The sequence below is a fragment of the Arthrobacter sp. NPDC093128 genome, from assembly GCF_040683875.1.
In the GTDB taxonomy this organism is placed as follows: domain Bacteria; phylum Actinomycetota; class Actinomycetes; order Actinomycetales; family Micrococcaceae; genus Arthrobacter.
This window is the reverse complement of sequence record NZ_JBFBEY010000008.1, coordinates 63,044-87,165: the sequence shown is the minus strand read 5'-3', so window position 1 is coordinate 87,165 and position 24,122 is coordinate 63,044. Positions and strand designations below refer to the sequence as shown.

At 66.0% G+C, this 24,122-nt stretch carries 25 protein-coding genes and 1 riboswitch; of the genes, 13 read left to right on the top strand and 12 right to left on the bottom strand.

The window, feature by feature from the left end:
- Positions 1-91: 91 nt before the first annotated feature.
- Together AB0N24_RS11280 and AB0N24_RS11275 are read left to right on the top strand one after the other, a co-directional pair.
- Positions 92-688, top strand: coding sequence for a dihydrofolate reductase family protein (locus AB0N24_RS11280; RefSeq protein WP_364123809.1), 597 nt, complete (start codon positions 92-94; stop codon positions 686-688).
- Between the two features lie 55 nt (positions 689-743).
- On the top strand, positions 744-1,262 hold the full coding sequence (locus tag AB0N24_RS11275) for a putative immunity protein (RefSeq protein WP_364123807.1): 519 nt from the start codon (positions 744-746) through the stop codon (positions 1,260-1,262).
- Between the two features lie 268 nt (positions 1,263-1,530).
- Here the strand turns inward: AB0N24_RS11275 and AB0N24_RS11270 are convergent, their stop codons facing one another.
- The 3 genes from AB0N24_RS11270 to AB0N24_RS11260 all read right to left on the bottom strand — a co-directional run bounded on the left by AB0N24_RS11270 (position 1,531) and on the right by AB0N24_RS11260 (position 4,195).
- A complete protein-coding gene (locus tag AB0N24_RS11270) occupies positions 1,531-2,688 on the bottom strand; it encodes a hypothetical protein (RefSeq protein ID WP_364123805.1) in 1,158 nt (385 codons plus the stop codon).
- 206 nt (positions 2,689-2,894) lie between these two features.
- Positions 2,895-3,494: a dihydrofolate reductase family protein gene (locus AB0N24_RS11265; protein ID WP_364123803.1), complete on the bottom strand. Its 600-nt coding sequence runs from the start codon at positions 3,492-3,494 to the stop codon at positions 2,895-2,897.
- A gap of 158 nt (positions 3,495-3,652) precedes the next feature.
- On the bottom strand, positions 3,653-4,195 hold the full coding sequence (locus AB0N24_RS11260; RefSeq protein ID WP_364123801.1) for an ATP-binding protein: 543 nt from the start codon (positions 4,193-4,195) through the stop codon (positions 3,653-3,655).
- A gap of 289 nt (positions 4,196-4,484) precedes the next feature.
- Between AB0N24_RS11260 and AB0N24_RS11255 the strand changes: the two genes are divergently transcribed.
- Positions 4,485-5,150 carry a class I SAM-dependent methyltransferase gene (locus AB0N24_RS11255; protein ID WP_364123799.1) on the top strand — a complete coding sequence of 222 codons (666 nt, stop codon included), beginning with the start codon at positions 4,485-4,487 and terminating at the stop codon, positions 5,148-5,150.
- Positions 5,151-5,281: 131 nt separating this feature from the next.
- Here AB0N24_RS11255 and AB0N24_RS11250 read toward each other — a convergent pair whose 3' ends face one another.
- The gene (locus AB0N24_RS11250) at positions 5,282-5,689 is read right to left on the bottom strand and encodes a hypothetical protein (RefSeq protein WP_364123797.1); all 408 of its coding nucleotides are present in this window, start codon (positions 5,687-5,689) and stop codon (positions 5,282-5,284) included.
- Positions 5,690-5,956: 267 nt separating this feature from the next.
- On the opposite strand from AB0N24_RS11250, the gene umuD reads away from it, so the two are divergent.
- Together umuD and AB0N24_RS11240 are read left to right on the top strand one after the other, a co-directional pair.
- Entirely contained in the window at positions 5,957-6,388 is a 432-nt protein-coding gene (gene umuD, locus AB0N24_RS11245) for a translesion error-prone DNA polymerase V autoproteolytic subunit (RefSeq protein WP_104174766.1), read from the top strand.
- Positions 6,381-7,679 carry a Y-family DNA polymerase gene (locus AB0N24_RS11240; protein ID WP_364123795.1) on the top strand — a complete coding sequence of 433 codons (1,299 nt, stop codon included), beginning with the start codon at positions 6,381-6,383 and terminating at the stop codon, positions 7,677-7,679. Before umuD ends, AB0N24_RS11240 begins: the two co-directional genes overlap by 8 nt.
- A gap of 29 nt (positions 7,680-7,708) precedes the next feature.
- Here AB0N24_RS11240 and AB0N24_RS11235 read toward each other — a convergent pair whose 3' ends face one another.
- Positions 7,709-8,059, bottom strand: coding sequence for a DUF3846 domain-containing protein (locus AB0N24_RS11235; RefSeq protein WP_364123793.1), 351 nt, complete (start codon positions 8,057-8,059; stop codon positions 7,709-7,711).
- Between the two features lie 109 nt (positions 8,060-8,168).
- Positions 8,169-8,870: a GntR family transcriptional regulator gene (locus AB0N24_RS11230; RefSeq protein WP_364123791.1), complete on the bottom strand. Its 702-nt coding sequence runs from the start codon at positions 8,868-8,870 to the stop codon at positions 8,169-8,171.
- A gap of 535 nt (positions 8,871-9,405) precedes the next feature.
- On the opposite strand from AB0N24_RS11230, the gene AB0N24_RS11225 reads away from it, so the two are divergent.
- Together AB0N24_RS11225 and pabB are read left to right on the top strand one after the other, a co-directional pair.
- Complete coding sequence (locus AB0N24_RS11225) at positions 9,406-9,954, top strand: low molecular weight protein-tyrosine-phosphatase (RefSeq protein ID WP_364123789.1); 549 nt, start codon at positions 9,406-9,408, stop codon at positions 9,952-9,954.
- Entirely contained in the window at positions 9,951-12,002 is a 2,052-nt protein-coding gene (pabB, locus tag AB0N24_RS11220; protein ID WP_364123787.1) for an aminodeoxychorismate synthase component I, read from the top strand. Before AB0N24_RS11225 ends, pabB begins: the two co-directional genes overlap by 4 nt.
- Before the next feature lie 7 nt (positions 12,003-12,009).
- On the opposite strand, the gene cls is transcribed toward pabB, so the two are convergent.
- Complete coding sequence (gene cls, locus AB0N24_RS11215; RefSeq protein WP_364123785.1) at positions 12,010-13,485, bottom strand: cardiolipin synthase; 1,476 nt, start codon at positions 13,483-13,485, stop codon at positions 12,010-12,012.
- Between the two features lie 149 nt (positions 13,486-13,634).
- Here cls and AB0N24_RS11210 point away from each other — a divergent pair, with 149 nt between their 5' ends.
- Complete coding sequence (locus AB0N24_RS11210; RefSeq protein WP_364123783.1) at positions 13,635-14,579, top strand: aminodeoxychorismate lyase; 945 nt, start codon at positions 13,635-13,637, stop codon at positions 14,577-14,579.
- A gap of 84 nt (positions 14,580-14,663) precedes the next feature.
- On the opposite strand, the gene AB0N24_RS11205 is transcribed toward AB0N24_RS11210, so the two are convergent.
- Positions 14,664-15,248, bottom strand: a complete 585-nt coding sequence (locus tag AB0N24_RS11205; protein ID WP_364123781.1) for a DinB family protein — start codon at positions 15,246-15,248, stop codon at positions 14,664-14,666.
- A 122-nt stretch (positions 15,249-15,370) separates the two neighbouring features.
- Here AB0N24_RS11205 and AB0N24_RS11200 point away from each other — a divergent pair, with 122 nt between their 5' ends.
- Entirely contained in the window at positions 15,371-15,883 is a 513-nt protein-coding gene (locus AB0N24_RS11200; protein WP_364123779.1) for a GNAT family N-acetyltransferase, read from the top strand.
- 52 nt (positions 15,884-15,935) lie between these two features.
- Here the strand turns inward: AB0N24_RS11200 and AB0N24_RS11195 are convergent, their stop codons facing one another.
- The 4 genes from AB0N24_RS11195 to AB0N24_RS11180 all read right to left on the bottom strand — a co-directional run bounded on the left by AB0N24_RS11195 (position 15,936) and on the right by AB0N24_RS11180 (position 21,161).
- A complete protein-coding gene (locus tag AB0N24_RS11195) occupies positions 15,936-16,985 on the bottom strand; it encodes an EAL domain-containing protein (RefSeq protein WP_364123777.1) in 1,050 nt (349 codons plus the stop codon).
- 252 nt (positions 16,986-17,237) lie between these two features.
- Positions 17,238-18,272: a cysteine synthase family protein gene (locus AB0N24_RS11190; protein ID WP_364123775.1), complete on the bottom strand. Its 1,035-nt coding sequence runs from the start codon at positions 18,270-18,272 to the stop codon at positions 17,238-17,240.
- Between the two features lie 2 nt (positions 18,273-18,274).
- Complete coding sequence (locus AB0N24_RS11185) at positions 18,275-19,861, bottom strand: aromatic amino acid ammonia-lyase (protein WP_364123773.1); 1,587 nt, start codon at positions 19,859-19,861, stop codon at positions 18,275-18,277.
- Between the two features lie 4 nt (positions 19,862-19,865).
- Complete coding sequence (locus tag AB0N24_RS11180; RefSeq protein WP_364123771.1) at positions 19,866-21,161, bottom strand: NtaA/DmoA family FMN-dependent monooxygenase; 1,296 nt, start codon at positions 21,159-21,161, stop codon at positions 19,866-19,868.
- A gap of 243 nt (positions 21,162-21,404) precedes the next feature.
- A riboswitch (SAM riboswitch) is annotated at positions 21,405-21,520 on the top strand.
- Positions 21,521-21,554: 34 nt separating this feature from the next.
- Here AB0N24_RS11180 and AB0N24_RS11175 point away from each other — a divergent pair.
- From AB0N24_RS11175 to AB0N24_RS11160, 4 genes are read left to right on the top strand one after another with little or no spacing between them, the layout of a single operon-like run.
- Complete coding sequence (locus AB0N24_RS11175) at positions 21,555-21,854, top strand: DUF1737 domain-containing protein (protein ID WP_364124073.1); 300 nt, start codon at positions 21,555-21,557, stop codon at positions 21,852-21,854.
- On the top strand, positions 21,851-22,261 hold the full coding sequence (locus AB0N24_RS11170) for a rhodanese-like domain-containing protein (protein WP_104174785.1): 411 nt from the start codon (positions 21,851-21,853) through the stop codon (positions 22,259-22,261). The genes AB0N24_RS11175 and AB0N24_RS11170 overlap by 4 nt, the downstream gene beginning before the upstream one ends.
- A complete protein-coding gene (locus tag AB0N24_RS11165) occupies positions 22,262-23,470 on the top strand; it encodes an O-succinylhomoserine sulfhydrylase (RefSeq protein ID WP_364123769.1) in 1,209 nt (402 codons plus the stop codon).
- Position 23,471: 1 nt separating this feature from the next.
- Positions 23,472-24,053: an isoprenylcysteine carboxylmethyltransferase family protein gene (locus AB0N24_RS11160; protein ID WP_364123767.1), complete on the top strand. Its 582-nt coding sequence runs from the start codon at positions 23,472-23,474 to the stop codon at positions 24,051-24,053.
- Positions 24,054-24,122: the final 69 nt, after the last annotated feature.

The window sequence follows — 24,122 nt, the reverse complement described above, 5'->3', positions numbered from 1 at the left end:
CGGTCCCGCTTTCCGCGGTGGTCCCCGTCCCCGCGTTAACTACTGGACGCTCTGCCGGTCCCGGACCGCCGGGTGGTGGCATGATGGGCGCATGAGCCGAGTCACGTGCGATCTGACCATCTCCCTCGACGGATTCCTCGCCGGCCCGAACCAAAGCCTGGCGGAGCCCCTGGGCGAGGGCGGAGAGCTCCTGCACAGGTGGCAGTTCGAAGAACCCGAGGCCAACGCCGCCGCCCTCGAAGGCATCCTCGCGGCGGGTGCCTACATCATGGGACGGAACATGTTCGCAGGGCCCGGACCCGGGAAGTGGGATGCGGACTGGCGGGGATGGTGGGGCGAGGAGCCGCCCTATCACGCACCGGTGTTCGTCCTCACGCACCAGGCACGCGAGCCCCTGGAGATGCAGGGCGGCACCACGTTCAACTTCGTGTCCGATGGGATCGAATCGGCGCTGGCCCAGGCGCGGAAAGCCGCTGGCAGCAAAGACGTGGCAATCGCCGGCGGAGCACAGACTGTCCAGCAATACCTCTCGGCAGGGCTGATCGACGAACTGCGGCTCCACACTTCGCCCATGATCCTGGGGGCGGGCGAGCGGCTGCTCGACGGCGTGGCGAACGTCAGGCTGGAGCCGACGGAAGTGAGCGGCACCGCCCTCGTCACCCACGTGCGCTATCGGGTGATCCACTAAAAACCTGGCGCTCGGGGCCCCCGTTCCGTTGGGCGATGCACCATAGGATGGGACTGTGCCGATCCTCCCGAAAGAGCGTGACCCCCGGCTGATCACCATCCGCCGCGGGGGTACCCTGACGGACGAACACCACCGGCTGTTGGCTGACTGGGCGCTCGTATGCGCCGAGCACGTGCTGCATCTGTTCGAGGAGCATCAGCCAGGTGACAGCCGGCCACGCGACGCCATCGGTGTCGGTCGGGCCTGGATCCGCGGTGAGGTGCCCATGGGTGATGCGCACCGGGCGGCTTTCCAGGCGAACGCCGCGGCGCGCGGGATGCCCGACCCGGCGAAGTTCGCCGCCCTGTCGGCGGGCCAGGCGGTTGCGGTGGCTCACGTCGCCGCCCATGACCTGGGTGCTGCTGCGTACGCCATCAGGGCAACCGGTGCAGGTGTCCCGGCCGACGAGGCAGCGCGGGCCGGGGCCAGGGAACGGGAGTGGCAGCGGGCGCACCTCCCTGCCGCCGTGCGCGAACTCGTTCTCGACGATCAACAACGGCGGAGCGCGATCTGCTGGCATGTCTTCGACGACTGATCCTAAGCCTGCCGCTCATCCGCCGATCGCCATAACCTGCGCGACTATGAGGGAGAGCTCGAGTCCGAGGCACGCCCGGAGGGGATCCGCACCATGCGGATCACCCGCACGCCGCCCTCCACGTTCACGGTCCCGTCCGCCACGAACCCGTGCTTGCGATAGAACGCCTGCGCCCGAGGATTCGGATCAGCGACCCGGAGCGCTGCGGAATCGTGCGGGCGTGACGAACCCTCACCGGCGTACTCATGGGCGAAACCCTACCGAGCGCTCACGTCATCTTGTAGCTGAGCCGGTACCTTGCGCCGTCTTTCGCGAACTCCATAATCCCGGCTTGGCTGCCGGGTTCGAGGACCTGCTGGCCGAGGTAGTCGTCACCTTCGACGTCCTTTTCATAGAGCTTCACTGAAACCTTGCCGGTGAACTGGATGGTCTTGTCGATGCCCGTCGTGTCGCCTCCGGCGATCTGCACGGACTTCCCCAGGTTCTGATCCTCGACCTTGATCTGGATTTCGTCATCGCCAACGAAGTCCTCCTGCTCGACGCAGTGCAGGGTTCCGAGACGGACCTTGCCACCGGGCAAGGACGTCAAGGTGCTGAGTTTGGCCCTGTGCACGCCGTCGATCACGTTGATCGCAGGATCCCCGCTGAAAGCGTTGTACTTGTACGAACCGGATTCGAAGAGCAGGTACGCCTCGCCATCCGGTGTGGCGGTGATCCCTTCCGCCATGCTGGGCGCGCGGAAGCAACGTACGGATGCCCTGTCGAGGTTCGTTTCGGCCTTGTCCGTGACGTAGAGGTTGCTGCGGTACTTGCGGCCGCTCGAGGTGCTGAAGAGGAAGCGTCCCTCGGCGACTGCCACGCCCTGGGTCCACTGGGGCACCTCCCAGCGCAAGCCGTTGCCGTCTTCCTTCCTGTCCAGGGTCAGGATTCCGTCGTCCGTAATCGTGTAGCTGTACATCCAGTCACGGCTTTCCTTGCTGAACTTGCCCGCGTAAAGATGGTCGCCGTCGATGGTCATAAAGGACGCGCCGTAGACCTTGCGGTCTTCGCCGTCAGGCTTAACGGAGCCGCTTCCCGCCGTCATCGCCTTCCTGAGATCGGTCAGGCTGTACTTGCGGATCGTGTGCCAGTCGCCTGATTTGGGGCCGTCGACGAATACCCACTTGTCGTTCAGCGCGAGGGCACCGGCGTGGGTCTGTTGCTCCGTGCCGTTCCTCGGCTCGATGTCGACGGTCCCCACAGTCTTGTTCTGAGCCTTCGGATCGAGGCCGACGATGTGTGCCTTGCCCTTGCCGTAGGTTGTTACGAGCAGCAGGTCATTGCCCGTGCCGTCCCAGTTCTTCCACCAGGCAACACCCTGAGGCGTATGGTCGCTGAGCTCTTGGGAAGTCAGACCCGGCCCCGGTTTGAAACGCGCGTCGTACATGTACGACGCGGACTTGCCGTCGTACAGCGGTGCCGTGCCGCCGGACGCCGCTTCCTCGCACTTGATGATCGTGGTGGGCTCCGGTGGTCTTGCCTCCTAGGCCTCCGCGACACCGTTCGCGTTCAGAAGCAGGAGCGGCGCGGTCAGCACCGCGATCGCGGTTCTCATCACCCCACCCTAGGCATGAGCGCGGAGGGCTTGGCAAGTCATACGGCAAACGGTCCTGCCCGGGCCGGGCCTCCGGCGCCGTCGCTCGAGTAGTGGAGCAAAACTACACCGTTGCCGAACGTCCGCGTCCCCTTGAGCCTGAGGTCCATCCGGACGTCAGGGGCCTCGAACAGCGGCCGGCCCTGCCCCAGGACCACGGGATGGACGAGAATTCGGAATTCGTCGATCAGTCCATGCCGCATGAAGGTGGCGGCCAAGTTGGCGCCGCTAAGGGCGATGTCGCCGCCGGGCTGCGCCTTCAGTTCCGCAATCTGTTCAGGCACGACGTCGTGAATCACCGTGGTGTCCCGGCCCGCCTGCGTGACGGTCCGCGAGAACACGAATTTGGGCATGTCGCGCCAGATCCCGGCGAACTCGAGCATAGGCGCCGAGATGTCCGGATCCTGGTCGGCAGTGGGCCAGTGCCCGGTCATCAGCTCATGCGTGATCCGCCCGAACATGAAGGCTCCCATCGTCCGGAACTGCTCGTTCAAGTGGCGGAGGAGTTCGTCATCCACCAGGTGCCAGTTGATGTCCCGGTCGGGCGTCTCGAAGAATCCGTCCAAGGAGACCGACATCATCAGGATGATCTTGCGCATTCGGGTCCCTCCAGCTGCGGCGAAAGGCCGCTGTGGCCGCCGTCGTATCTTCCAGTGAAACACTCCCGGGTCCGGCGGAACAGGACATGATCAAGCCGGCAGCCCAAGCAGTCCTTCGCCCCGCACTCCGGGCTCGGCCGATTGCCGTGGCCCGCTGCTTAGTTCCCCGGGGCTTCGGCGATCTCCCGCGCTGACTGGTAGGGCGTGAGGTGGGTGGTGTCGATAACCTCAGCTTCAGCGTGGAGCCATGTTCGGGCAGCTTGGGCATACGGTTCCAGATAGTTCAGCCGGAAGGGGGAAGGGGTGTCGTGGTCCCCAGCTATCCGGGCGTAGAGAGTGTCCTGGTCGGCGTGGATCACGAAGTGCCGTACTGGAATGGCATGTTGAGCCAGGCCGTCGCTTATTTCGCGCCAATACTCTTCTACCAAAACGGTCATGGGCATCACCAGCGTGCCGCCAGTGTAGTCAAGTACACGTTTTGCGGTCTCGACAACGAGGGGTCGCCATGGCGGCCAGTGCTGGAAGTTATCCGTTGCGGGCAGGCCGGGAGAGATATCCATGAGCGTTTCACCAACCTTCTCGGCGTCGAACACTCTCGAATCGGGAATCAGTTGCTGCACAATGGCGCTCGTTGTCGTTTTACCTGCACCGTGGGTGCCGTTGAGCCATACGATCATGGCACCAAACGCTAGCAGTGCCATGTCCGACGCAAAGGAGTTTGCACCGCGTCCGGCTGATGGGTGGTGTTGCCCGTGAAAGGAACCCGACAGCGTGCGGCAACCTGGTGGGGTGTAATGGTGGACCTCCAAGTAGGTTTCCACCGAGTTGGGACTAGGAGACCTGAGCCCGTGGTGGACTGTGAGGGTGACTCACTCAATGTCGGAAAATGGCCAGGCATCTCCAGCAACTCACTCCGGATCTGAGAGTGGGGCCCTGTTCTATGACCGGCCTGGCGTGGCCGAGCGGTATGGGGTTCACCGCCATGGCGGGGTGTCCAGCCCGAACTTCGTGATGGAAGAGCCGGCGCTGCTTGCTGAGCTAGGAGACGTAGCAGGGCTAGACGTCCTTGACCTTGGTTGTGGGGACGCCGCCCTGGGTGCGATGCTCCTGCAGCAGGGAAGTGCCAGCTATCTGGGTGTTGATGGTTCCCGGGAGATGGTTTCCCGGGCGGAGGAGACGCTCCAGGACGCTCGGGGGACGGTGGCCCTTCAGAATATGGAGGAGCTGTCGCTTCGCGACGGGAGCGTTGACCTCGTTGTCTCGCGGATGGCGTTGCACTACCTTGAGGACCTGGAGGCTATTCTGCGGTCCTGTCACGCCGCGCTGCGCCCCGGCGGGAGGATGTGTTTCTCGGTCCTTCACCCCGTGATCACCTCATCGGACGTGCAATCATCTCCGGGTAGGCCGCGCGGAAGCTGGACGGTTGATGACTACTTTGTAGGTGGAGCACGGGAGCGCTTGTGGATGGGCGACACCGTGACTTGGTTCCATAGGACTATCGAACAGTATGTTGGCGCGCTTATTGGTGCGGGCTTTACTCTGACAGCCCTGCGCGAATGCGAACCGGAACCTAGCCGATTCGGCGGAGACGAAGCCGAGCTGACGCGCAGAAGGCGTGCGCCGTTGTTCTTGCTGCTGTCAGCCCGAGCGACCTAGCTCGGTTCAAGGGCCCAGCCTCTGTCCAAGGGACCGGATTCGAGCCGATCCGGCACCGCGCGGGCAACTGCACGGGACTGAGCGCGTCACGTCCGAAGAGTCACCCGGGACGAATTGCCGGCCGCGCCGCCTCAGGGGATCTCGAGCTCCATGACAGGGGTGAAGGACACCTTCCCGTCAGGCTTTCCAAGCATTCCTCCCCCGAGCCCGAGCGTCACGGTCTGCGGTGCCGGCCTGGCGAACGACGCTGATAAAGCGCTGAAACGTTCCCCGCCGCCGCCGTTGCCTTGGACCAGACGGGCGTCCGACCCGTCGGCCAGGCGGAGGGCAGGCCTGTCATGGATACTGCCCAACGGCGTGTCGATCAGAGCGATGTTCACCCGGACGAACGCATTCCAGATCTCGTAACTGAGCACGTAACCGTGTACTGCGACGCCTTCCGGGACCGCCACCTCGAACTCATGCTTATATGGGAGCAGAACCTGCTCCAGCCGCGGCTCGGGGCTGCGAATTGTCCCCCATGAACTTCCCGGTGCCATGCTTTCCCCTGTGATGATCCGGGCAGCCGGCCCGCGTCTGCTCATATTAGACGGACAATCTACAGGCACATCGAGGGCGTATGCGGGACTCCAGTGGCGGAGACCCCCAACGCTGCGCCGGATCGGCCCCTCGGGCCTTCCGCTATCGAGGCCCGCCATGGCCAGCCTCCGTTCCTGCATCAGACGCAATTCCCCAAAGAAATCTGCAATGTCCGGGCCAGGGTCTACACTGAAGTTATCGAACATATATTCGAATAAAGGTGTGTTGTGGGCATAGTTATCGGTCCCCGCGTGATAGATGCGGGCACTTCCCTGTTGTCGGTGCTGATCTCCCCGGTACGAGTCGCGGCTGGCTACCCTTCGCCGGCGCAGGACTACTTTGACGGCCGGATCGACCTCAACGAACACCTCATCAAGGACATCACCAGCACCTACGTCGTGCGGGTGTCCGGGGACTCGATGGAGGGTGCCGGGATCAGCGACGGCGACGAACTCATCGTCAACCGCGCCCTGGACCCGAAAGACGGATCGGTGGTCATCGCCGTCCTGGACGGCGAGCTGACCATCAAGCGGCTGAGGATCACAGCATCCGGAGTAGTGCTGCAGGCGGACAACCCCCGGTATCCGGACATCCGCGTTCCAGACCTGTCGGATCTTGTTATCTGGGGCGTCGCCACGCGGTGCCTGCACCATGTCTGACGCGCGCGCACCGGACACGGGCCGGCGGATTGCCCTGGTGGACGTCAACTGTTTCTACGCGTCGGCGGAGCGCGCTTTCGACCCGTCGCTGGAAGGCCGCCCCCTGGTTGTCTTGTCCAACAACGACGGCTGCGCGGTCACCAGGTCCCCCGAGGCCAAGGCCCTCGGCATCCCCGTCGGCGAGCCGTGGTTCAAGATCGCGCCCCGCGTGAAGGAATGGGGGCTGGTGGCCAGGTCCAGCAACTACGAGCTCTACGGCGACATCAGCTCACGTGTCATGGAGCTCCTGGGCAGGTACTCGGCCTGGCTGGAGGTCTACAGCATCGACGAAGCCTTCCTGGGCGTCAAAGGCAGCCCGGACGAGCTCCTGCGGCTTGGCCACACCATCAAGGCGGCTGTCCGCCGCAACGTCGGGGTCCCGGTCTGCGTGGGGATTGCCAATACCAAGACCCTCGCGAAGCTGGCCAACAAATGGGCGAAGAACAACCCCGGCCTTAACGGCGTGTGCCACTGGGATGCCATGCCTGCCCAGGCCCGCGAAGCGCTGATGCGCCGGCTCTCCGTCATAGAACTCTGGGGTGTGGCCGGCAGGCTCACCAAACGCCTGAACGGCCTGGGTATCCATTCCATCCTCGACCTTGCAAACGCCGATCCGGTGCGGATCCGGGAGCGCTTCTCCGTGGTGCTGATGCGCACGGTCCTGGAACTCCAGGGCATTCCCTGCATCCCCATGGAAGAAGAGCGCATCGGACGTGACCAGCTCATCTTCAGCCGGTCCTTCTCAACGCCCATCACCACCGCGGCGGACCTGCGCCAGGTCATGAGCGTATATGCGCAGCAGGCGAGCGCCCGCCTGGCCAAACACGGGCTCCAGGCCAAGGTCCTCAATGCGTTCGCCGGCACCTCGCATTACAACCCGCTGGATACGTCATATCCGACTGTCACCGTGACGCTGCCCCTGCCCACCGCGGATCCGGTGCTGCTGACGAAGGCTTCGCATGCGCTGCTCCCCCGGATCCAGGAAGGCATCAGGTACGTCCGCGCCGGCATCATGGTCACCGACCTCCGCCCCAGCGGACGGCAGGCGCCGCTGCCGGTATTCGCGAACCCGCATGAGGAACGCGGCATCGGAACCTTACTGGAGGACATCAGCCGCAAGTACGGACGGGGTTCCGTGGGCCTGGGCCATGCCGGCATCCGGGGCGGACCCGACTGGTCCATGGAACGCAGCATGCTCTCGCCGCGGTACACCACCAACTGGGACGAGCTCCCGCTCGTCCGGGCAGCCTGAAGCGGCGGGGCCGTCCCGCAACCCGCCCCCTATGCCGCCAGCGGGGATCCGAACATTTCCGCAGCCCGCCGCAGCAGGTGCCCGGGGACGTCAGCTTCACCGCCGGGCCCGGTCCGGCCAAGGAACACAGCCGTTCCGCGGGCCGCGTCCGAGAGGTCGAGCCCCGCCTCGTGGATGAGTTGGGCTGCCCGGATGTTCGGCGGCAGGTTCATGGAGTGGCCTTCGGCGTTGATGTAAACATGCCAGTCGCCGCGGCTTACGGACTCCAGATGTCCCCCAACCAACTCCCGCAAGACATCCGGAGTGGCGTCGATGGCCACGGTTCGTAGGGCTTCGTCCAACCGGACCGGAATGACAAGTGCCGTACACGTAGTGCTCATTTTTTACCCTCAGTACTCATAACTGAGAGGTCCGTTAGTCTGTTCCCGCAAACGGCCAATTTGACCGGATCAATAATGATGTTTCACACTGCTGGCAAGGGAGCCTGTGTCAGGGTTGCAGCGTCTGGGCCAGCCCGGCCAGGACGGGCTCGCGGCCAAGCTCGATGTGCGAGTACGCGAGTGAATACGCCAGATCCGCCTTGCCGGCAAGGATGGCATTGCACAGTTCCATGTGTTCGTCCCGCTGGAGTTCGTTGCTGCGGTTGTGCGCGAGGCCAAAGATCCAGCGCATCCGCCCAAACAGCGGTTTTACCGATTCGATCAGGAGGCGGCTGCCCGCAAGCCGGACGATCTCGGCATGGAACTCGGCGCTGAGCCGCACGACGTCGTCCGTCCGCCCGCCGTCGATGGCGTACCGCGTTTCGTCCAGCAACTCCTGAAGCAGGCGGCCGGACTCGCCCCCGGACACCCGCACGGCTGCCATCCGCGCAGCAAAAGTCTCCAGGCAGAGCCTGACGTCGAACAGCTCGTTGACGTCGGTGAGGGTCAGCCGGCGCACCACCGCGCCGCGGCGCGGGAACGTCTCCACAAAGCCGTCCTGCTCCAGGCGCTGGATGGCTTCCCGGACCGGAATCCGTGAAACGTCATAAACCTCGGAGAGCTCGCGTTCGCGCAGCCGCATGCCCTGCTCATATTTTCCGGCCACGATGCCTTCGAGGACCAGCTGGTAGACATGCTCGGCGCGGGCTTCGTCGTCGCGGCCGTTCAGCGTTTCGGGCACAGGCTTGGCCACGTTCGCATTCCCCTCCATACAGTCACCTCCGGAGCCGGAGGCACGGCCCCGCCCAGTGTTCCACCCGAGCATACACGGGCGGAAACAGCCCGGCCGTGGACCTGCGGGACCCATCCCGGAGCGTGTATGCGGCCTTCATTTAAGCCGCATCCGAAGAACAAAGTGGCCGATCACTCCGCGACGGTGGTGACGGCACCCGCAGGTTGTTCGAGACAAGGATGAGGGCAGCCAGCACCCAGACGGCGACGGTCCCGTCGCTGGTTTTGTTAGCGCTCCTCGGCGGACGTGCTGAATCCACTGATTACCTCCCCGGCATCTCCTTGATATACCAAGTGAAAGTAAAGTGAGAATGGCTAAAGTAAAACTTCCCGCCAGCTGGTGGATGATGCGTCCGCATCCGCCTGAATGGAATACCAGCAAGGCTGAGCGGGGTTCACATCGGCGGCTTTCCGCGGCGTCCGATATGACCCGGGCCGTAACATGGTTTACCCGCCGGTAAAGGCGTAGGGGCCGTGACTAGCCAAGACGGGGCACCATCCCCCATGCTTGCTCCATGTCCTCAATGTCGAGCCCATACCGGATCATCGCGGTCTGCACCGGAAACATCTGCCGGTCCCCGATGGCCGAGCTGATGCTGGCCGAGGCCTTCGCAGCAGCGGGGCTCGCCGGCGACGTCGTCGTGGATTCAGCCGGCACCACCGCCTACGAGGCCGGCCGCCCCATCGATCCCCGGGCCGCACGCAAGCTGGCCGCCCACAAACTCGCCTCCAACAGGCACATTGCGCGGGAATGGAGGCCCGAGTGGTTCCGTGACCGCCACCTGATTCTGGCCCTCGACGTGGACCATTACGGCTGGTTACGGGCCACCGCCCCTAACGGCGAAGCGCTGTCGCGGATCCGGATGCTGCGCAGTTTCGATCCGGCAGTGGCCGGCCGGGACCTCCTGGACCAGGGCATCGAAGACCCCTGGTACGGCGGCCATGCGGATTTTGACGTCACCTGGGACCTCATCAGGGCGGCCGTTCCCGGAATCGTGGCGCATGTCCGCCGGGAAGTGCTGCAACAGAACCAGTCCGGCCAGCAGGTACGCTCTATTTCATGACCCCTGCACCCGTGATCATTGCCATCGACGGCCGGTCCGGCGCAGGAAAAACCACCCTGGCAATCGAGCTTGCCGCCCGGCTGCGGGAGCACCACAAGGTGTCGCTGTTCCATCTGGAGGATGTCTACCCGGGCTGGAACGGGCTGGCGGCGGGCATCGAGCGGTACGTCACCACCGTGCTGGCCCCGCTGAGCCGCGGGGAGGCTGCCGAATGGGTCAGCTGGGACTGGGAGATGCACTACGACGGCCCGGCGCGCACCACCCTGCCGGCGGAGATCGTGATCGTGGAGGGCGTGGGCGCCGCGGCGGATTCCGCCCGTCCGATGCTGGACGCTGTCATCTGGGCGGAATCCTCCGACGACGACCGCCGCACCCGGGCCCTCGCCCGTGACGGCAGCACCTACGAACCGTTCTGGGACCAGTGGGCCGCGCAGGAGGATGAGTGGCTTGCTGCGGATGCGGTGCACGAAACCGCCGACATCCGTGTGCTCAACAGGGCCGACGGCACGGCCCCGGACGACGTCCTCCTGGCACTGCAATACCTTCCCGCGCTCGCCCCCGCGCTGCTGCCCGAGCTCTCCGTGCGGCGCGGCCTCCAGCTCCATGCCGAGCGGCTGGACTGTGTCCCTGACGCCGCCCGGCTCTTCGATACCCTCTACGGCCGCTCGCCGAATGCCGTCTGGCTGGACTCTTCCCTCCGGACCGACGGTACGGCCGCCGAGCGCAGCCGCTTCAGCATACTGGCGGACGACGGCGGCAGCTACGGCCAGGTCGTCTGGCACCGATCCGGCGTGACCCGGCTGACCACCGGCACCGCCACTGTTGAGACTGCCGGACCGTTCTTCCGCTGGCTCGACGGCGTGTGGGGCCGCCGCGCCCTCCGCGCTCCCGAGGGCTACGACTGCGAATTCACCCTGGGCTGGCTGGGCTACCTCGGCTACGAGCTCAAGCGCGAAACGGGCGGCAGCGACATCCCCTCCGGCACCCCGGACGCCGCCATGATCTTCGCCGGCCGCGCCGTGGTCCTTGACCACCTCGAGGAATGCGCCTGGCTCCTCGCCTTGGAGGCGCCCGACGCCCCGGAGTGGACGGCACTCGCCCGCTCGGCGGTCACGGCGGCCGCGGGTGCGGCCAGCACCGCCACCGCAAGCACCGCCGTCGGAATCGGCAGCATCGCAGCCCCTGCCTTCACGGGCCGCGACACAGAGCACGCTTACAAGGCCAAGATCGCCGACGCCCAGCATGAGATCACCGAGGGAAACACGTACGAAGTCTGCCTGACCACGGCCGTCCGTGCCGATGTTGCAGGGGGACCGGACGGGCTGGATCCCTGGCAGGCGTATCTGGCCCTGCGCCGGAAGAACCCGGCGCCGTTTGCCAGCTACCTGCGGTTCGGCGAGCTCACCGTGGCCAGCACGTCCCCGGAGCGGTTCCTGAAAATAGCGGCCGACGGCGGCATGCGCGCCGAGCCGATCAAGGGCACCCGGCCCCGGGCCGCGGACCCTGCCGGCGACGAGCAGCTGCGGCGGGACCTGGAGTCCTCCCCCAAGGACCGGGCCGAGAACATCATGATCGTGGATCTGCTCCGCAACGACCTAAGCCACTTCGCCGTGGCCGGATCTGTCACGGTCAGCAGGCTCTGCGCCATCGAAAGCTATGCGACGGTCCACCAGATGGTCAGCACCATCGACGCGAAGCTGAAGCCCGGGCTGCCGCGCGCTGAAGCAGTTGCCGCATGCTTTCCCGCCGGATCCATGACCGGGGCTCCGAAGATCAGCACCATGGCCATCCTGGACCGGCTCGAAGGGGCGCCCCGCGGTGTCTATTCGGGCGCCATCGGCTACTTTTCGCTGAACGGGGCCATGGACTCGGCCGTGGCCATCAGGACCCTGGTGATCCGCGCAGACGGGGCGGGCGGCGCTGAACTGAGCCTCGGCATCGGCGGCGCCATCACGGCGGATTCCTCAGCCCAGGAGGAGTACGACGAAATCCGGACCAAGGCCTTCGGCGTGCTCTCCGCACTGGGCGCGGGCTTCCCCGAAAGCTGACGCCTGCTTACTGCAGGGTGGCCGTGAGCCGGGCGACGTTGTCCACGTACTTGACCGCCATAGGCCGCTTCATCCAGTCTTCGAGCGTCAGTTCGCGGGAGATGTCCCGGTAGGTGTCCTCCACGGCACGCATCTTGGCCACGATGTCCGCGCCCAGGAGCATCACCGAAACCTCCAGGTTGAGCGAGAAGGACCTCATGTCCATGTTGCTGGAGCCCAGGACGGCCACTTCGTCGTCGATGGTGAAATGCTTCGCGTGAAGCACGAACGGCGCCTTGTACAGGTAGATCCGCACGCCCGCTTCCAGCAATGCCTCGTAGTAGGACTGCTGCGCGTGGTGGACCAGGAACTGGTCCCCCTTTTCCGAGACAAAAAGTTCGACGTCGACGCCGCGCTGCGCCGCCGTCGTCACCGCGTAGAGCAGCGAATCGTCCGGGACGAAGTACGGGCTGCAAATGGAGATCTTGTGCTGGGCGGAATAGATGAGCGTGTTGAACAGGCGCAGGTTGTTCTCGGTGATGAAGCCGGGGCCGCTGGGCACGGCCTGGGCGGTCACCCGGCCCGGCGCCATTTCGGGCCGGTGCTCCAGCTGGTCTTCGAGCGACTCGTCCGTCTCGCTGAGCCAGTCGGTGGCGAAGACAACGTTGAGCGTGGTGACAATGGGCCCGCGCAGGCAGGCCATGAGCTCCACCCATTCGCGCCCCACCTTGCGATGCCGGGGGTTGTTGTAGGAGGGCTCGATCAGGTTCTGCGAGCCCGTGAAGGCTATTTCGCCGTCGATCACCATGATCTTGCGGTGGTTGCGCAGGTCCGGGCGGCGCCACTGGCCGTGCACCGGGCGCAGCGGCAGCATGGGCCGCCACTGGATCTTGCTCGCCTTGAGGCGCCTGATGAGTTTCCGGTAGCCCTTGATGCGCAGGGTGCCGAGGTGGTCGAACAGGACCCGGACCTGCACTCCGCGCTCCGCGGCTTCCTCAAGAGCACCGAAGAGGTCATCGGTGATGTGGTCCGTGCTCATGATGTAGAACTCGGCGTTGACGAAAGTCTTCGCTTCGCGGACGGCGGCAGTCATGGCCTTGATGGAGTCCGGGTACCCGGGCAGCAGCTCCACGCTGTTGCCGTCCACCATCGGCAGGGAGCCCAAGGTCTTGTTCAGTTCCGCCGCGGAGGCCACCCACTCCGGGCCGCTGTAGCGGCTTTCGACGGCGGCCAGCTGGGACGTGCCGGCCCGGACGCGCTTGTTCACGGCGTCCTGCTGTGACCGGCGCTTGCGTGAGAGCTTGAAGTTCCCGAACAGTAGGAACAGGATCAGGCCCAGGGCTGGCACGAAGAAGATGCCCAGCAACCACGCCATGGCGGTGGTGGGGCGCCGGTTGCCGGGAATGATGCCCAGCGCCAGCACCCGGATGACCAGGTCAAGAATGCTCAGCGCCAGCACGAGCCAGTAAGGCGCGGTGCCCGCCAGCGGAAACGGCCACAACACAGGCTAGACCCCCACGGTTCCTCACCCGCAGGACCGGTTCCGGAACGGGCGTTCAGCCCAGCCTATCCCGCACAGGGGCGGAACGCCGTTGGGCTCCGTGGCGGCCTGTTGCCGGGGCCGGCGTCCCGGCCCGAGGCTAAGCTGGAAGCATGACTCCTGCTGCCCCGGCCACCGTGCTGGTATTCCTTGACCCCCGGTTCGACGACGGCCGGATCGCCGATGCTTCGCAGCCGCAGCTGATGGCCACCGACCAGGGCGCCACCCGCGGCGACGGCGTCTTTGAATCCATGCTCGCCGTGGGCGGAAACCCGCGTAAACTCGACGCGCACCTGAAGCGCCTGGAAGGTTCCGCCATGGCGATGGACCTGCAGATTCCTGAAGGGGACGCCTGGCGCCGTGCCATTGGGACGGCGGTTCGCCAGTACCGTTCCCAGCACCCGGCCGGCACGCCGGAGGAGGACGAGGTGGTGGTGAAGCTGATCTGCACGCGTGGCACCGAAGGCACATCCACGCCCACGTGCTGGGTGCAGGCATCGCCCGTTCCGGCGGCAGGAAGGCGCCAGCGGGAGACCGGAATCGACGTCATCCTGCTGGACCGCGGCTACGACAGCGAAGTGGGCGAACGGGCGCCGTGGCTGCTCCTCGGCGCCAAGACGCTCTCCTACGCCGTGAACATGGCGGCCCTGCGCTACGCCCACAAGCAGGGGGCGGACGACGTCATCTTCACATCATCCGACGGCCGGGTCCTGGAAGGCCCCACGTCCACAGTCCTGCTCGCGCACCTTGACACGTCCGACGACGGCGCCGGCGGCACCCGCACGGTACGCCGCCTCATCACCCCGCAGCTGGACAGCGGTATCCTCCCGGGCACGTCGCAGGGCGCGCTGTTCGCTGCCGCAAAGGCGGCGGGCTGGGAACTCGGGTACGGCCCGCTGGAACCCCGGGACCTTTTCGATGCCGACGCAGTGTGGCTGATTTCGAGCATCAGGCTGCTGGCTCCCGTGAACCATATCGACGGCAAGGAAATCGGTACGCCCGCGCTGCGCAAGCAGCTGACCGCCGAGCTCAACGAGCTCTTCGCCACGATCGGGTAGGGCCACTCCCGACGCTCTCTCACTTTTCGTCGGGGTTATCCCGGACGCTCTCTCACTTTTCGTCGGATTATCCCGGACGCTCTCTCACTTTTTGTCGGATGCCGCGCGGGCAGCCGCCTTGATCCGGGCCCGGTGGGCGGCCCATTCTTGGGGAGTCCGCGTGGTCAGGTTGGGGTCCCCAGGCCGCTGTCCTGCTGATCCGTCGATGAGCTCGCGGAGGATGTCCGCGTGGCCCAGGTGTTGGGCCGTTTCGACGCACATGTGGACAAGGATCTGGTGCAGGGTCACGTGCCGCCGTTCCTCCGGCCACCACGGCACAGCCCCCGCTGCGTCCAGGGCCAGCGCCTCAATGGTGGCGTCGCTGTGCTCAGCGGAGAACCGGTGGAGTTCCACGATCTGTTCCCGGGTCTCCGCCGGGGTGGCCCACATGTCGGCGTCTGGCTCTGCGTCATCGTCCAGCCACGGCAGCTCCTTGGGGGCAGTGCGCCCGAAGACCTCGCCGAAGTACCCGAGTTCCACGCTGGCCACATGTTTGACCAGGCCCAGCAGGTTGGTGCCGGTCGGCGTCAGCGGCCTTCGGGCGTCGTACTCATCAAGTCCGTCGAGCTTTCCCAGGAGGTCGTCGCGCCGGGTGCGAAGGTAACGGTGCAGAATTGCCTTGTCATCCATAGCGCGCACTATACCGACGCTCTCCCCACTTCCTGCACAGATTTCACCGGCGCTCTCTCACTGGATCCGGGGAAAGTTTGTCGGTTCGGTCCGTCGCGCTGCAATCCTGATTGAATGGCGTGATGATTCGAAAGGCACACCGCGAAGACCTCACCAGGATGCAGGCCATCGAAGTCAGCGCGGGGGATGCCTTCCGCGGTCTCGGCATGGACTTCGTCGCCGACGACCCGCCACTGAGTTCCGATGCGCTGGCAGCTTACGCGGATGCGGGTCTGGCGTGGGTTGCCACGGACAGTTTCGACCGTCCGGCGGCCTACATCCTGGTGCGTGTGGTGGACGCGTGTGCACATATCGAGCAGGTCTCAGTCCACTCGCTTCATAGCCGCCAACGCCTCGGCCAAGCACTCATCGAGGAAGCAGGACGCTGGGCGGCCGCTGCCGGGCTCCAAGGGCTCACCCTGACCACCTTTGCGGATGTGCCCTGGAACGGGCCGTACTACTCACGCCTGGGCTTTGAACCGGTTCCCGAGGACCGCTGGTCAGCAGGTCTGCGTGAGATCGTGGCCGAAGAAGCGGCCCACGGTCTGGATGCCTGGCCCCGCGTTGTCATGAAACGGCCGCTCTCCGCCAAGTGAGAGAGCGTCCCGTTTCGGACCGCAGAAACTGAGAGAGCGTCCGGGGCTTGGGCTAGATTGCCGGGCCGGCGGATCCCGAAATGGATGCCTCGTGCTCGGCCGGGGTCCGCCAGGCGGCCCAGTCGAGCGGCTGGACGGACGGGCGGCCCAGCAGGTACCCCTGCCCGGTGGTCATCCCGAGTTCCTTGACCGCGTCGAGCTCGGCCTGGGTTTCGATTCCTTCCGCCACCAGGTCCGCGCCGATCTGCCGGGCGAACTCGACCATGGCCGCGCCAAGGGTCTTTTGGCCCGCGCCTCGGTCGATCCCCGCAATGAGGTTGCGGTCGAGCTTGATGATGTCCGGGCTGAGGTGCGTGACCTGGCTCATCGAGCCGAAACCCGCGCCTGCGCCGTCAACAGCTACCCGGAGACCACGCATCCGAAGGGGTGCCAGGGCGGCCACTACGGGATCGTATTCGTCCTCGGCAAGCCGCTCAGTCAGCTCGATGACGATCCGGTCAACGGCCAGCTGGGACTGCTCCACGAACGCCCGGAGCCGGGGGTCAAGGCAGGTGGCAGGCGACAGGTTCAGCGCGACGTAAACGTTCTCCGGAAGCTGTTCCGCTGCAACAAGCGCGGCCTGCAGGGCGGCGAATTCAAGGTCCGGGCCGAGGCCCACAGCTGCGGCTTCATTGAACCAGTGATCCGCGCTGGCGCCGTCGTCGCTGACAAATCGGGTCAGCGCTTCAACACCGATGACGTTACGGCTGGAAAGCTCGTGGATGGGCTGGAACGCGGTGAGGAGCATCCTGTCGCCGAGGATGGCCTCAATGCGGCGCCGGCTCCGTCTCGTGAACAGCACGGTGGTGCCGTAGTCCTCATCAGGCGTCGGCAGATCCGGGCTGGGCAGGTTGGCCTCGGGCAGCTCGGAAACGTCGGACTGCTCCTCCGTGATGCTCCTGGTGGCAATCAAGTGCTCCAGCAGGGCACGCTCGGGGTTCCCCGGGTGGGATTCCATCTGGCTGCGCAGTTGCTCGCGCACCCACTCGTTCTGCGGTGTGGCATCATCCAGTACGGACTCGATGATGTCCCACGCCTGTCCGCGGATCGTCGGATCACTCACGTCCGATAGCGGGATCGACTCGTGTCCCCGGAACCCAGTCGATTCTCCATCGGTCAATGCTGGAAAAGAAGTCTCATCCATTGACATTGGCTATTCCTTTATAAGTGCTGGTCCCGGCTGAGCCCGGGACCCGTCCATGACCACACCGCATACTTATTCGAGGATGCGGGAACCGCGAACGTTTCAAAAGCGTACAACGAGACCGGCGGTCTGTCTCTAGCTGTATCCGAGTCGTAATGCTAAGCAGGCGAGCTATTCCTCCACGAATTCCGCGGCCAGATGGATGTCGTTGTCCGCCAGCCACACCGGGTTGAACGCCTTGCTCAGGTAGTTGCTCCCGGCGTCGGGGGCTATGGCTACCACCACCGAACCGTGCGGTGCGGCGAGCGCGACCCTCATGGCGGCCGCAACGGCAAGCCCTGACGACGGGCCAAGGGAGAGCCCCTCCTCGTTCAGCAGCCGGTGCTCGGTGGTGTACACCTCGTTGTCGGGAACGCGCAGGAAACGGTCCACGATGCTGCGGTCGAAGATCTTGGGCCACTCGGCTTCCGGCCAGGAATTTCCCACACCGTCCACCAGGATCTCGCCGGGGTGGCCGCCGCTGTACACCGAGCCGACAGGATCCGCGGCGATCACCTCAACATGGCCACCCGTCTTTTCCTTCAGGTACCGGCCGTTGCCGCTGATGGTGCCGCCGGTGCCGATTCCGGCCACGAAGTGCGTTATTTTGCCGGACGTCTGCTCCCAGATCTCCGGTGCCGTCCCTTCGTAGTGGGCCAGCGGGTTGGCGGGGTTGTCGAACTGCTGCGGCCGCCACGCACCGGGAAGGTCGGCCGTGATCCGTGCCGCGACTGTCCGAGCGTTCTCGGGTGACTCCGCTGGTGCGGCCCAGTCCGTCACCACCACCTTGGCTCCATAGCGGTACAGCGCCGCGAGTTTTTCGGATGAGATGGTGTCCCCGGTGACCACGACGACGGGATGCCCCGTCAGCGCGCCGACCAGCGCCAGCCCGATCCCGGTGTTGCCCGAGGTGCTCTCGACAATGGTGGCCCCCGGCCGGAGTTCGCCGCTGCGCTCAGCGGCGCGGACCATGCTCAGTGCCGTCCGGTCCTTGATGGAGCCGCCCGGATTGTCGGATTCGAGTTTGACGTAGACGGTACTGCCGAGGCCCTTGCTCAGGACCTTCAGCGGCACCAGCGGCGTGTTTCCCACTTGCGCGAGGACCGCCGCGGCATCCGCCGCAACATCAGCTTCCTGAACCGCATGCCTGCCTGTCATTGTGCTCATGGCTACCTTTCCGCCCCGCCGTTGTGGTCACCGTTCAGGGCACGGCCCAGCACGCTTCCCATGGCGCCGTTCAGTTCGATGCGCGCCTCTTCCACCAGCGCCGCCGCCGGCAGGTGCCGGGCCAGCAGGCCCGAAAGGCGCTCGACGACGGCGCCCGTCCCCTTTCCCAGCGGCCGCACCGCCCGCGCTTCGGCCCCGCCCAGCAGGTACGCGGCCGTGAGTGCCTCGATGGCGAGAAGCTTTTCAGCCGCGTCCACGGAGCGCTCCAGGAGTTGGAGGGCAAGCGGAGCCAGCGTTGAGTGGTCTTCGATATCCGCGGACAACGTGGGCGCCCCGAGGGTCGCCGGCGCAGCGAGGACCTTGAGCTCGGACAGCAGGCCGGCTGCCGAGTACCAGAGCAGTCCGGGCAGCTCTTCAGGTTCCAGCGCGGCTCCGTTCCTGGCGGCCTCGAGGTGACGCTGGCGGATGCGCCGCTGCGGCGGGTAGAGCTTGGCGATCCGCCGTTCGCTGCTGATTCCCAGATGGGCCAGCCCGAGGCGCAGGCCTTCGAACGCCAGCGCAAGCTGCATGGGCTGGAAATTCCCGCCGGACACCATCCGCCCCGAGTCGAGATCGGTGAGCGGGTTGTCGCCGCGGCCGTTGAGCTCCACCTCCAGGGCGTCTTCCAAGGCGGTTACCTGCCACCGGAAAGCTCCGTGGGTCTGGGGTGCGGCCCGGAAGGAAAGCGCGTCCTGCACTGACGCCTCCCGCGTCGGGTCCTCCAGCCATCCACCCCGGAGCAGCCGCCGGACATTGCCTGCCGTGACCGCCTGGCCGTCTACCGCCTTGGCCGCCTGCACCGCCGGCGAAAACGGGCTGAGGTTGCCGCCGCCGTCGTGCCTTGCCGTTGCCTCAAGCGACAGCGCAAGAGCGGTGTCCGCGAGATCGGCGAGCCGCAGGATCCGGTGCAGCACCAGCGCGCCCACCCCGATCGAATAGGAGTTGGAGCTGACCAGGGCCAGGGCCTCGCCGGGTGCCAGTTCCAGCGGCGCCAGCCCGCCGTCCGCAAGGGCCTGCCCGCCAGGCACCAGCTTCCCGTCCGGCGCCACCGTCTGGCCTTCCCCGATAGCGACGGCGGCCACGGCGGCGAGATGGGTCAGGTCGGCAGAGCCCACGGACCCGTCGCGCGGGATGGCGGGGACCACTCCCCTGTTCAGCATTTCGGCATAGAAGCGGGCAGTTTCGGGCCGGACGCCGGAGCCGCCGCGGCTGAAGCCCACGAGCCGTGCCAGCATGACGGCCCGGACCTCGTCGCGGTCCAGGGGGTCGCCCACACCGCTGTTGTGGTACCGCACCACCTGCACCTGGTAGGCAAGGATCGATTTGTCCTCCACAGCGGTGTCACGCCCGGAACCCAGCAAGGTGTTGAGGCCGTAGACGCTGTGGCCGGACTCGATGGCCTGCTGCACCACCTCACGCGAGAGCCCGATCAGCTCCAGGGCGTCAGTACTCAGGACGAATTTCACCGCCGGATCGGCCGCTGCCTCCGCGACGTCCCTGGCGCGCAGGTGGGCCGTGCCGATCAGGAAGTTGCCGCTGCCGTTGCCCATGGGACTAGAAGTCCAGTAGGTTCCGGCGGAAGCCGCCGTCGCCATAGCTTGTTCGGAGCAGCCCCCGGCGCCGCAGCACCGGCGCCAGGCGGTCCAGCACCCCGTGAACCGTGGCCGGGTCCACGAAACCGGAGAACAGGAAACCGTCCCCGCCCACCTGCGCCCCTGTCTCCTCGAGGTAGTCCGCAATCTCTTCGGCGGTGCCGATGATGCTGTCCCCGGCGCCGCCACTGCGGGCCTGCAGGAGCTGGCGCAGCGTGGATCCGGGCGGACCGGCTTTGGCGAAATGGTCCAGGGTGCCCTGGTTGCTGTTCGTGGTGAGGTCGGGGAGCGGGGCGTCGAGGTCGAACTGCTTGAAGTCGATCACGGAGAGGTAGGAGATGGAATTCAGCTGGCTGTCGATGTCGCGCTGCGTGAGCTGGCGGCGCTGCTCCCGGAGCTCCTCAGCTTCGGCGCGGGAGCCCACCACGGTGGGTTTGAGGACGTAAAGCACCTTGATATCGTCGGCGTTCCGCCCGGCCGCGGCTGCCTCGGCGCGGATCGAATCGCGGTAGGCCTTCATGCCGTCCACACCCCTCGCCAGGGCAAGAGCGACGTCGGCGTTGCCGCCCGCGAACGCCTTGCCCCGCGGGGACGCGCCGGCCTGGACCAGCACCGGCTCCTCGGGCAGCGGCGCGGTGTTCAGCGGCCCCCGGACCTTGAAGAACTCGCCGTCGTGGTTGATCGGGTGGACCTTCGTGTGGTCCGCGAACACGCCCGCTTCCGCGTCCTCCAGGATGGCGTCCGGCTCCCAGCTGCGCCAGAGCCTGCGCACCACGTCCACGAATTCCTCCGCCTTCTCGTAGCGGAGGTCATGCTCGATCTGCTGGTCCAGGCCGTAGTTCTGCGCGGCAAGATCGCTGCCGGAGGTCACCACGTTCCAGCCCAGCTGCCCGTTGGAGAAGTGCTGCAGGGTCGCCAGCAGCCGCGCAGCTGTGAACGGCGGGTAGAAGGACGCGCTCACCGTGGGAACAATGCCGAGGTGTTCCGTGGCGGAGAGCAGGTACGGAACCAGGGCCAGCGGATCATGCTTGGGCGCGAAGGACGCCTGGGCCAGCGACACCTTGGCGCTCCCGCCGTAGGTGTCCGGCACGGTGAGTGAATCCTCGATGATGAACAGGTCCAGCCCTGCCCGTTCGAATTCCCGCACGGCGTGCTGGTAGAGCGCCGGCTTTTTCCAGTCGTACCCGATGCCGTAACCGGGAGTGCCCCAGCCCTGGACGCCAAATCCGTGACCCACAAACCAACCGAAGTGCAGCATGGGACTGACTGTATTCCCGTTGGATCTGTTCACGGCTGCCTGATTTCATCCGGCGTTACAGCGGTTCATCTCCCGTCATTATCCTCCCCGCACCGGCATTTGTAACCGCAATACGGGGTCACGTACAGGCCGTAAGTGACCCCCAATAAGTTCCGGGTTAACTGCGCATTGCGCGTGGTCCCGTTACGGAAGATGACGACGACGGCGATGCAGGCGGCCGTCGTAAGTGTTACGTTTTTGGGGAGTAATGAGAACCGGTGGCAAGCCCTGACTGGCCGGTCGGCAACCCTCCCTTTCGCGGCGGGGTGCCTCAGGTGAATACTCGGCATATCGACCAATTCGAGCTGCAAGCGTGAGAGAAGGAGACCCGTCGTGTCTGACGCCCCCGCCCAACTGGTTCCGGCCGCCGCCCCGGCTGCCGCCCAGGACCAGCCCCAGGAAAAGCTGGCGTACCGGCTGATCACCGGCCCCGATGACCGCACCTTCTGCGAGCGCATCTCCGCGGCACTGTCCGAAGGGTACATCCTGCACGGGAGCCCGGCGGCCACCTTCAACGGCACGAGCGTGATCGTGGCGCAGGCAGTGATCCTGCCCGCGGCCATCGCCACCGCCGACGCCGCTGTGGCAACCGCGGTGGACGAGCTCGACTTCGACGCCGACTTCCCCGGCGACGCTTTCGAGGGGCACGCGTGAGCTACGCCGGAGACCTGAGCCCCCAGGACGCCTGGGCCAAACTGGAACAGGGCGCCGTCCTGGTGGACGTCCGCACTGAGGGTGAGTGGGCGCACATCGGCATCCCGGACACCAAGGCCACGGAAAACGATCCCCTTTTTATCCAGTGGACTTTCCCGGGCGGGATCCCCAACCCGGAATTCATCAACCAGCTGAAGCAGCAGGCCCCGGAGGACACCGGCGTCGAACTGGTGTTCCTCTGCCGTTCCGGCGCCCGGTCGGTTGCCGCCGCCATCGCCGCCACGCAGGCCGGCTTCACCGCCTACAACGTCCTTGAAGGCTTCGAAGGCGAACCGGACCGTTGGGGCGAGCGCACCGTCAACGGCTGGAAAAACCGCGGCCTGCCCACCAACCTCGGAAAGAACTAAGTGACCTTCAACCCCGATGCCGCCGGCTGGAGCCCCGACACCCAGGCTGTCCGCGGCGGCCTTGACCGCACCAATTTCCAGGAAACCACCGAGCCGATCTTCCTGACCTCCGGCTTCGTGTACGAATCCGCGGCAGCTGCCGAGCGCGCCTTCACGGGCGAGGACGAACGGTTCGTCTACTCCCGCTACGGCAACCCGTCGGTGGCCACCTTCCAGGAACGCCTCCGGCTGCTCGAAGGCACCGAGGCGTGCTTCGCGACGGCGTCCGGCATGTCCGCCGTGTTCACGGCACTGGGCGCCTTGCTCGCCGCCGGTGACCGGGTTGTGGCTGCACGCTCGCTGTTCGGCTCGTGTTTCGTCATCCTGAACGAGATCCTGCCGCGGTGGGGCGTGGAAACGGTGTTCGTCGACGGACCGGACCTGGACCAGTGGCGGGCCGCCCTGGCAGAGCCGACGACCGCCGTGTTCTTCGAGTCTCCGTCCAACCCCATGCAGGAGATCGTGGACATCGCCGCGGTCAGCGAACTGGCGCATGCGGCAGGAGCAACGGTGGTGGTCGACAATGTGTTCGCCACTCCCCTGCTCCAGCGCTGCGGCGACCTCGGCGCCGACGTGGTGGTGTACTCCGGCACCAAGCACATTGACGGCCAGGGCCGGGTCCTGGGCGGCGCCATCCTGGGCACCAAGGAGTTCATCGACGGTCCGGTCAAGCAGCTCATGCGCCACACCGGACCGGCGCTTTCCGCATTCAACGCCTGGGTGCTGACCAAGGGCCTGGAAACCATGGCGCTGCGCGTCAACCACTCCTCGGCCTCGGCGCTCCGCCTGGCCGAATGGCTTGAGGAGCAGCCCGCCGTCAGCTGGGTCAAGTACCCGCTGCTGAAGTCACACCCGCAGTACGAGCTGGCAGCAAAGCAGATGAAAGCCGGCGGGACCGTGCTGACGCTGGAGCTGTCGCCGTCCGCGGGCCGTACGGCGAAAGAGGCCGCCTTCGCGCTGCTGGACTCGCTGCGGATCATCGACATCTCCAACAACCTCGGCGATGCGAAGTCGCTCATCACCCACCCCGCCACCACCACCCACCGTGCCATGGGGCCGGAAGGCCGTGCGGCCATCGGGCTGAGCGACGGCGTGGTCCGGCTCTCGGTAGGACTCGAGGATGTTGACGACCTGATCCGGGACCTGGAACAGGCGCTGAAGCAGATCTAGCGTGTCCTGGCGGACGCTGGCCTCGAATGTTCCGCTGCCGGAGCAGAACCTGCTGGGTATTGCCGCCGGCCTGCTGCTGCAGCGCGTACTGCCGTTGCGCCTGGGCGGCGGGACGAACCATGTTGTGCCCGGCACCCGGCGGCCGGGCACGCGGCAGCCCCACGCCGGCGGGCAGCGCTTCGATGGGCAAGAGGTCATTGGCCTCGGCGCCTTGGCAGCGGGGTGCTTGGTAATCGGCTGGTCCTGGGCAGCCGCCCGCGAAACGCGCCTCGCGGACCCCGGCGTGCTGGTCACTTCAGGACCCTATGCCCTCTGCCGCAACCCGATGTACGTCGGCTGGTCCCTCCTTCACCTGGGGATCGGCCTGGTGCGTGATGACGCGTGGATTCTAGCCGCCCTCCCGTTTTCGGCCGCCGCCGTCCACCGGCAGGTACTCCGTGAGGAGTCGCTGCTGGCGGACAAATTCGGTGACAGCTTCAGGTGCTACGAGCGCTCCGTGCCACGCTACATTCCTGCGTTTGTCAGCCGTGGGCGAGGATGGTGTCGATCAGCCGGGCCAGCTCGGGTGCATTGTTCGGGGTGACTTCAGGGCTGGCCTTCGCCTCTGGGCGTCCACCCCGGCTTTGGCGGGAGTCTTGACGCCAGTGCAAGG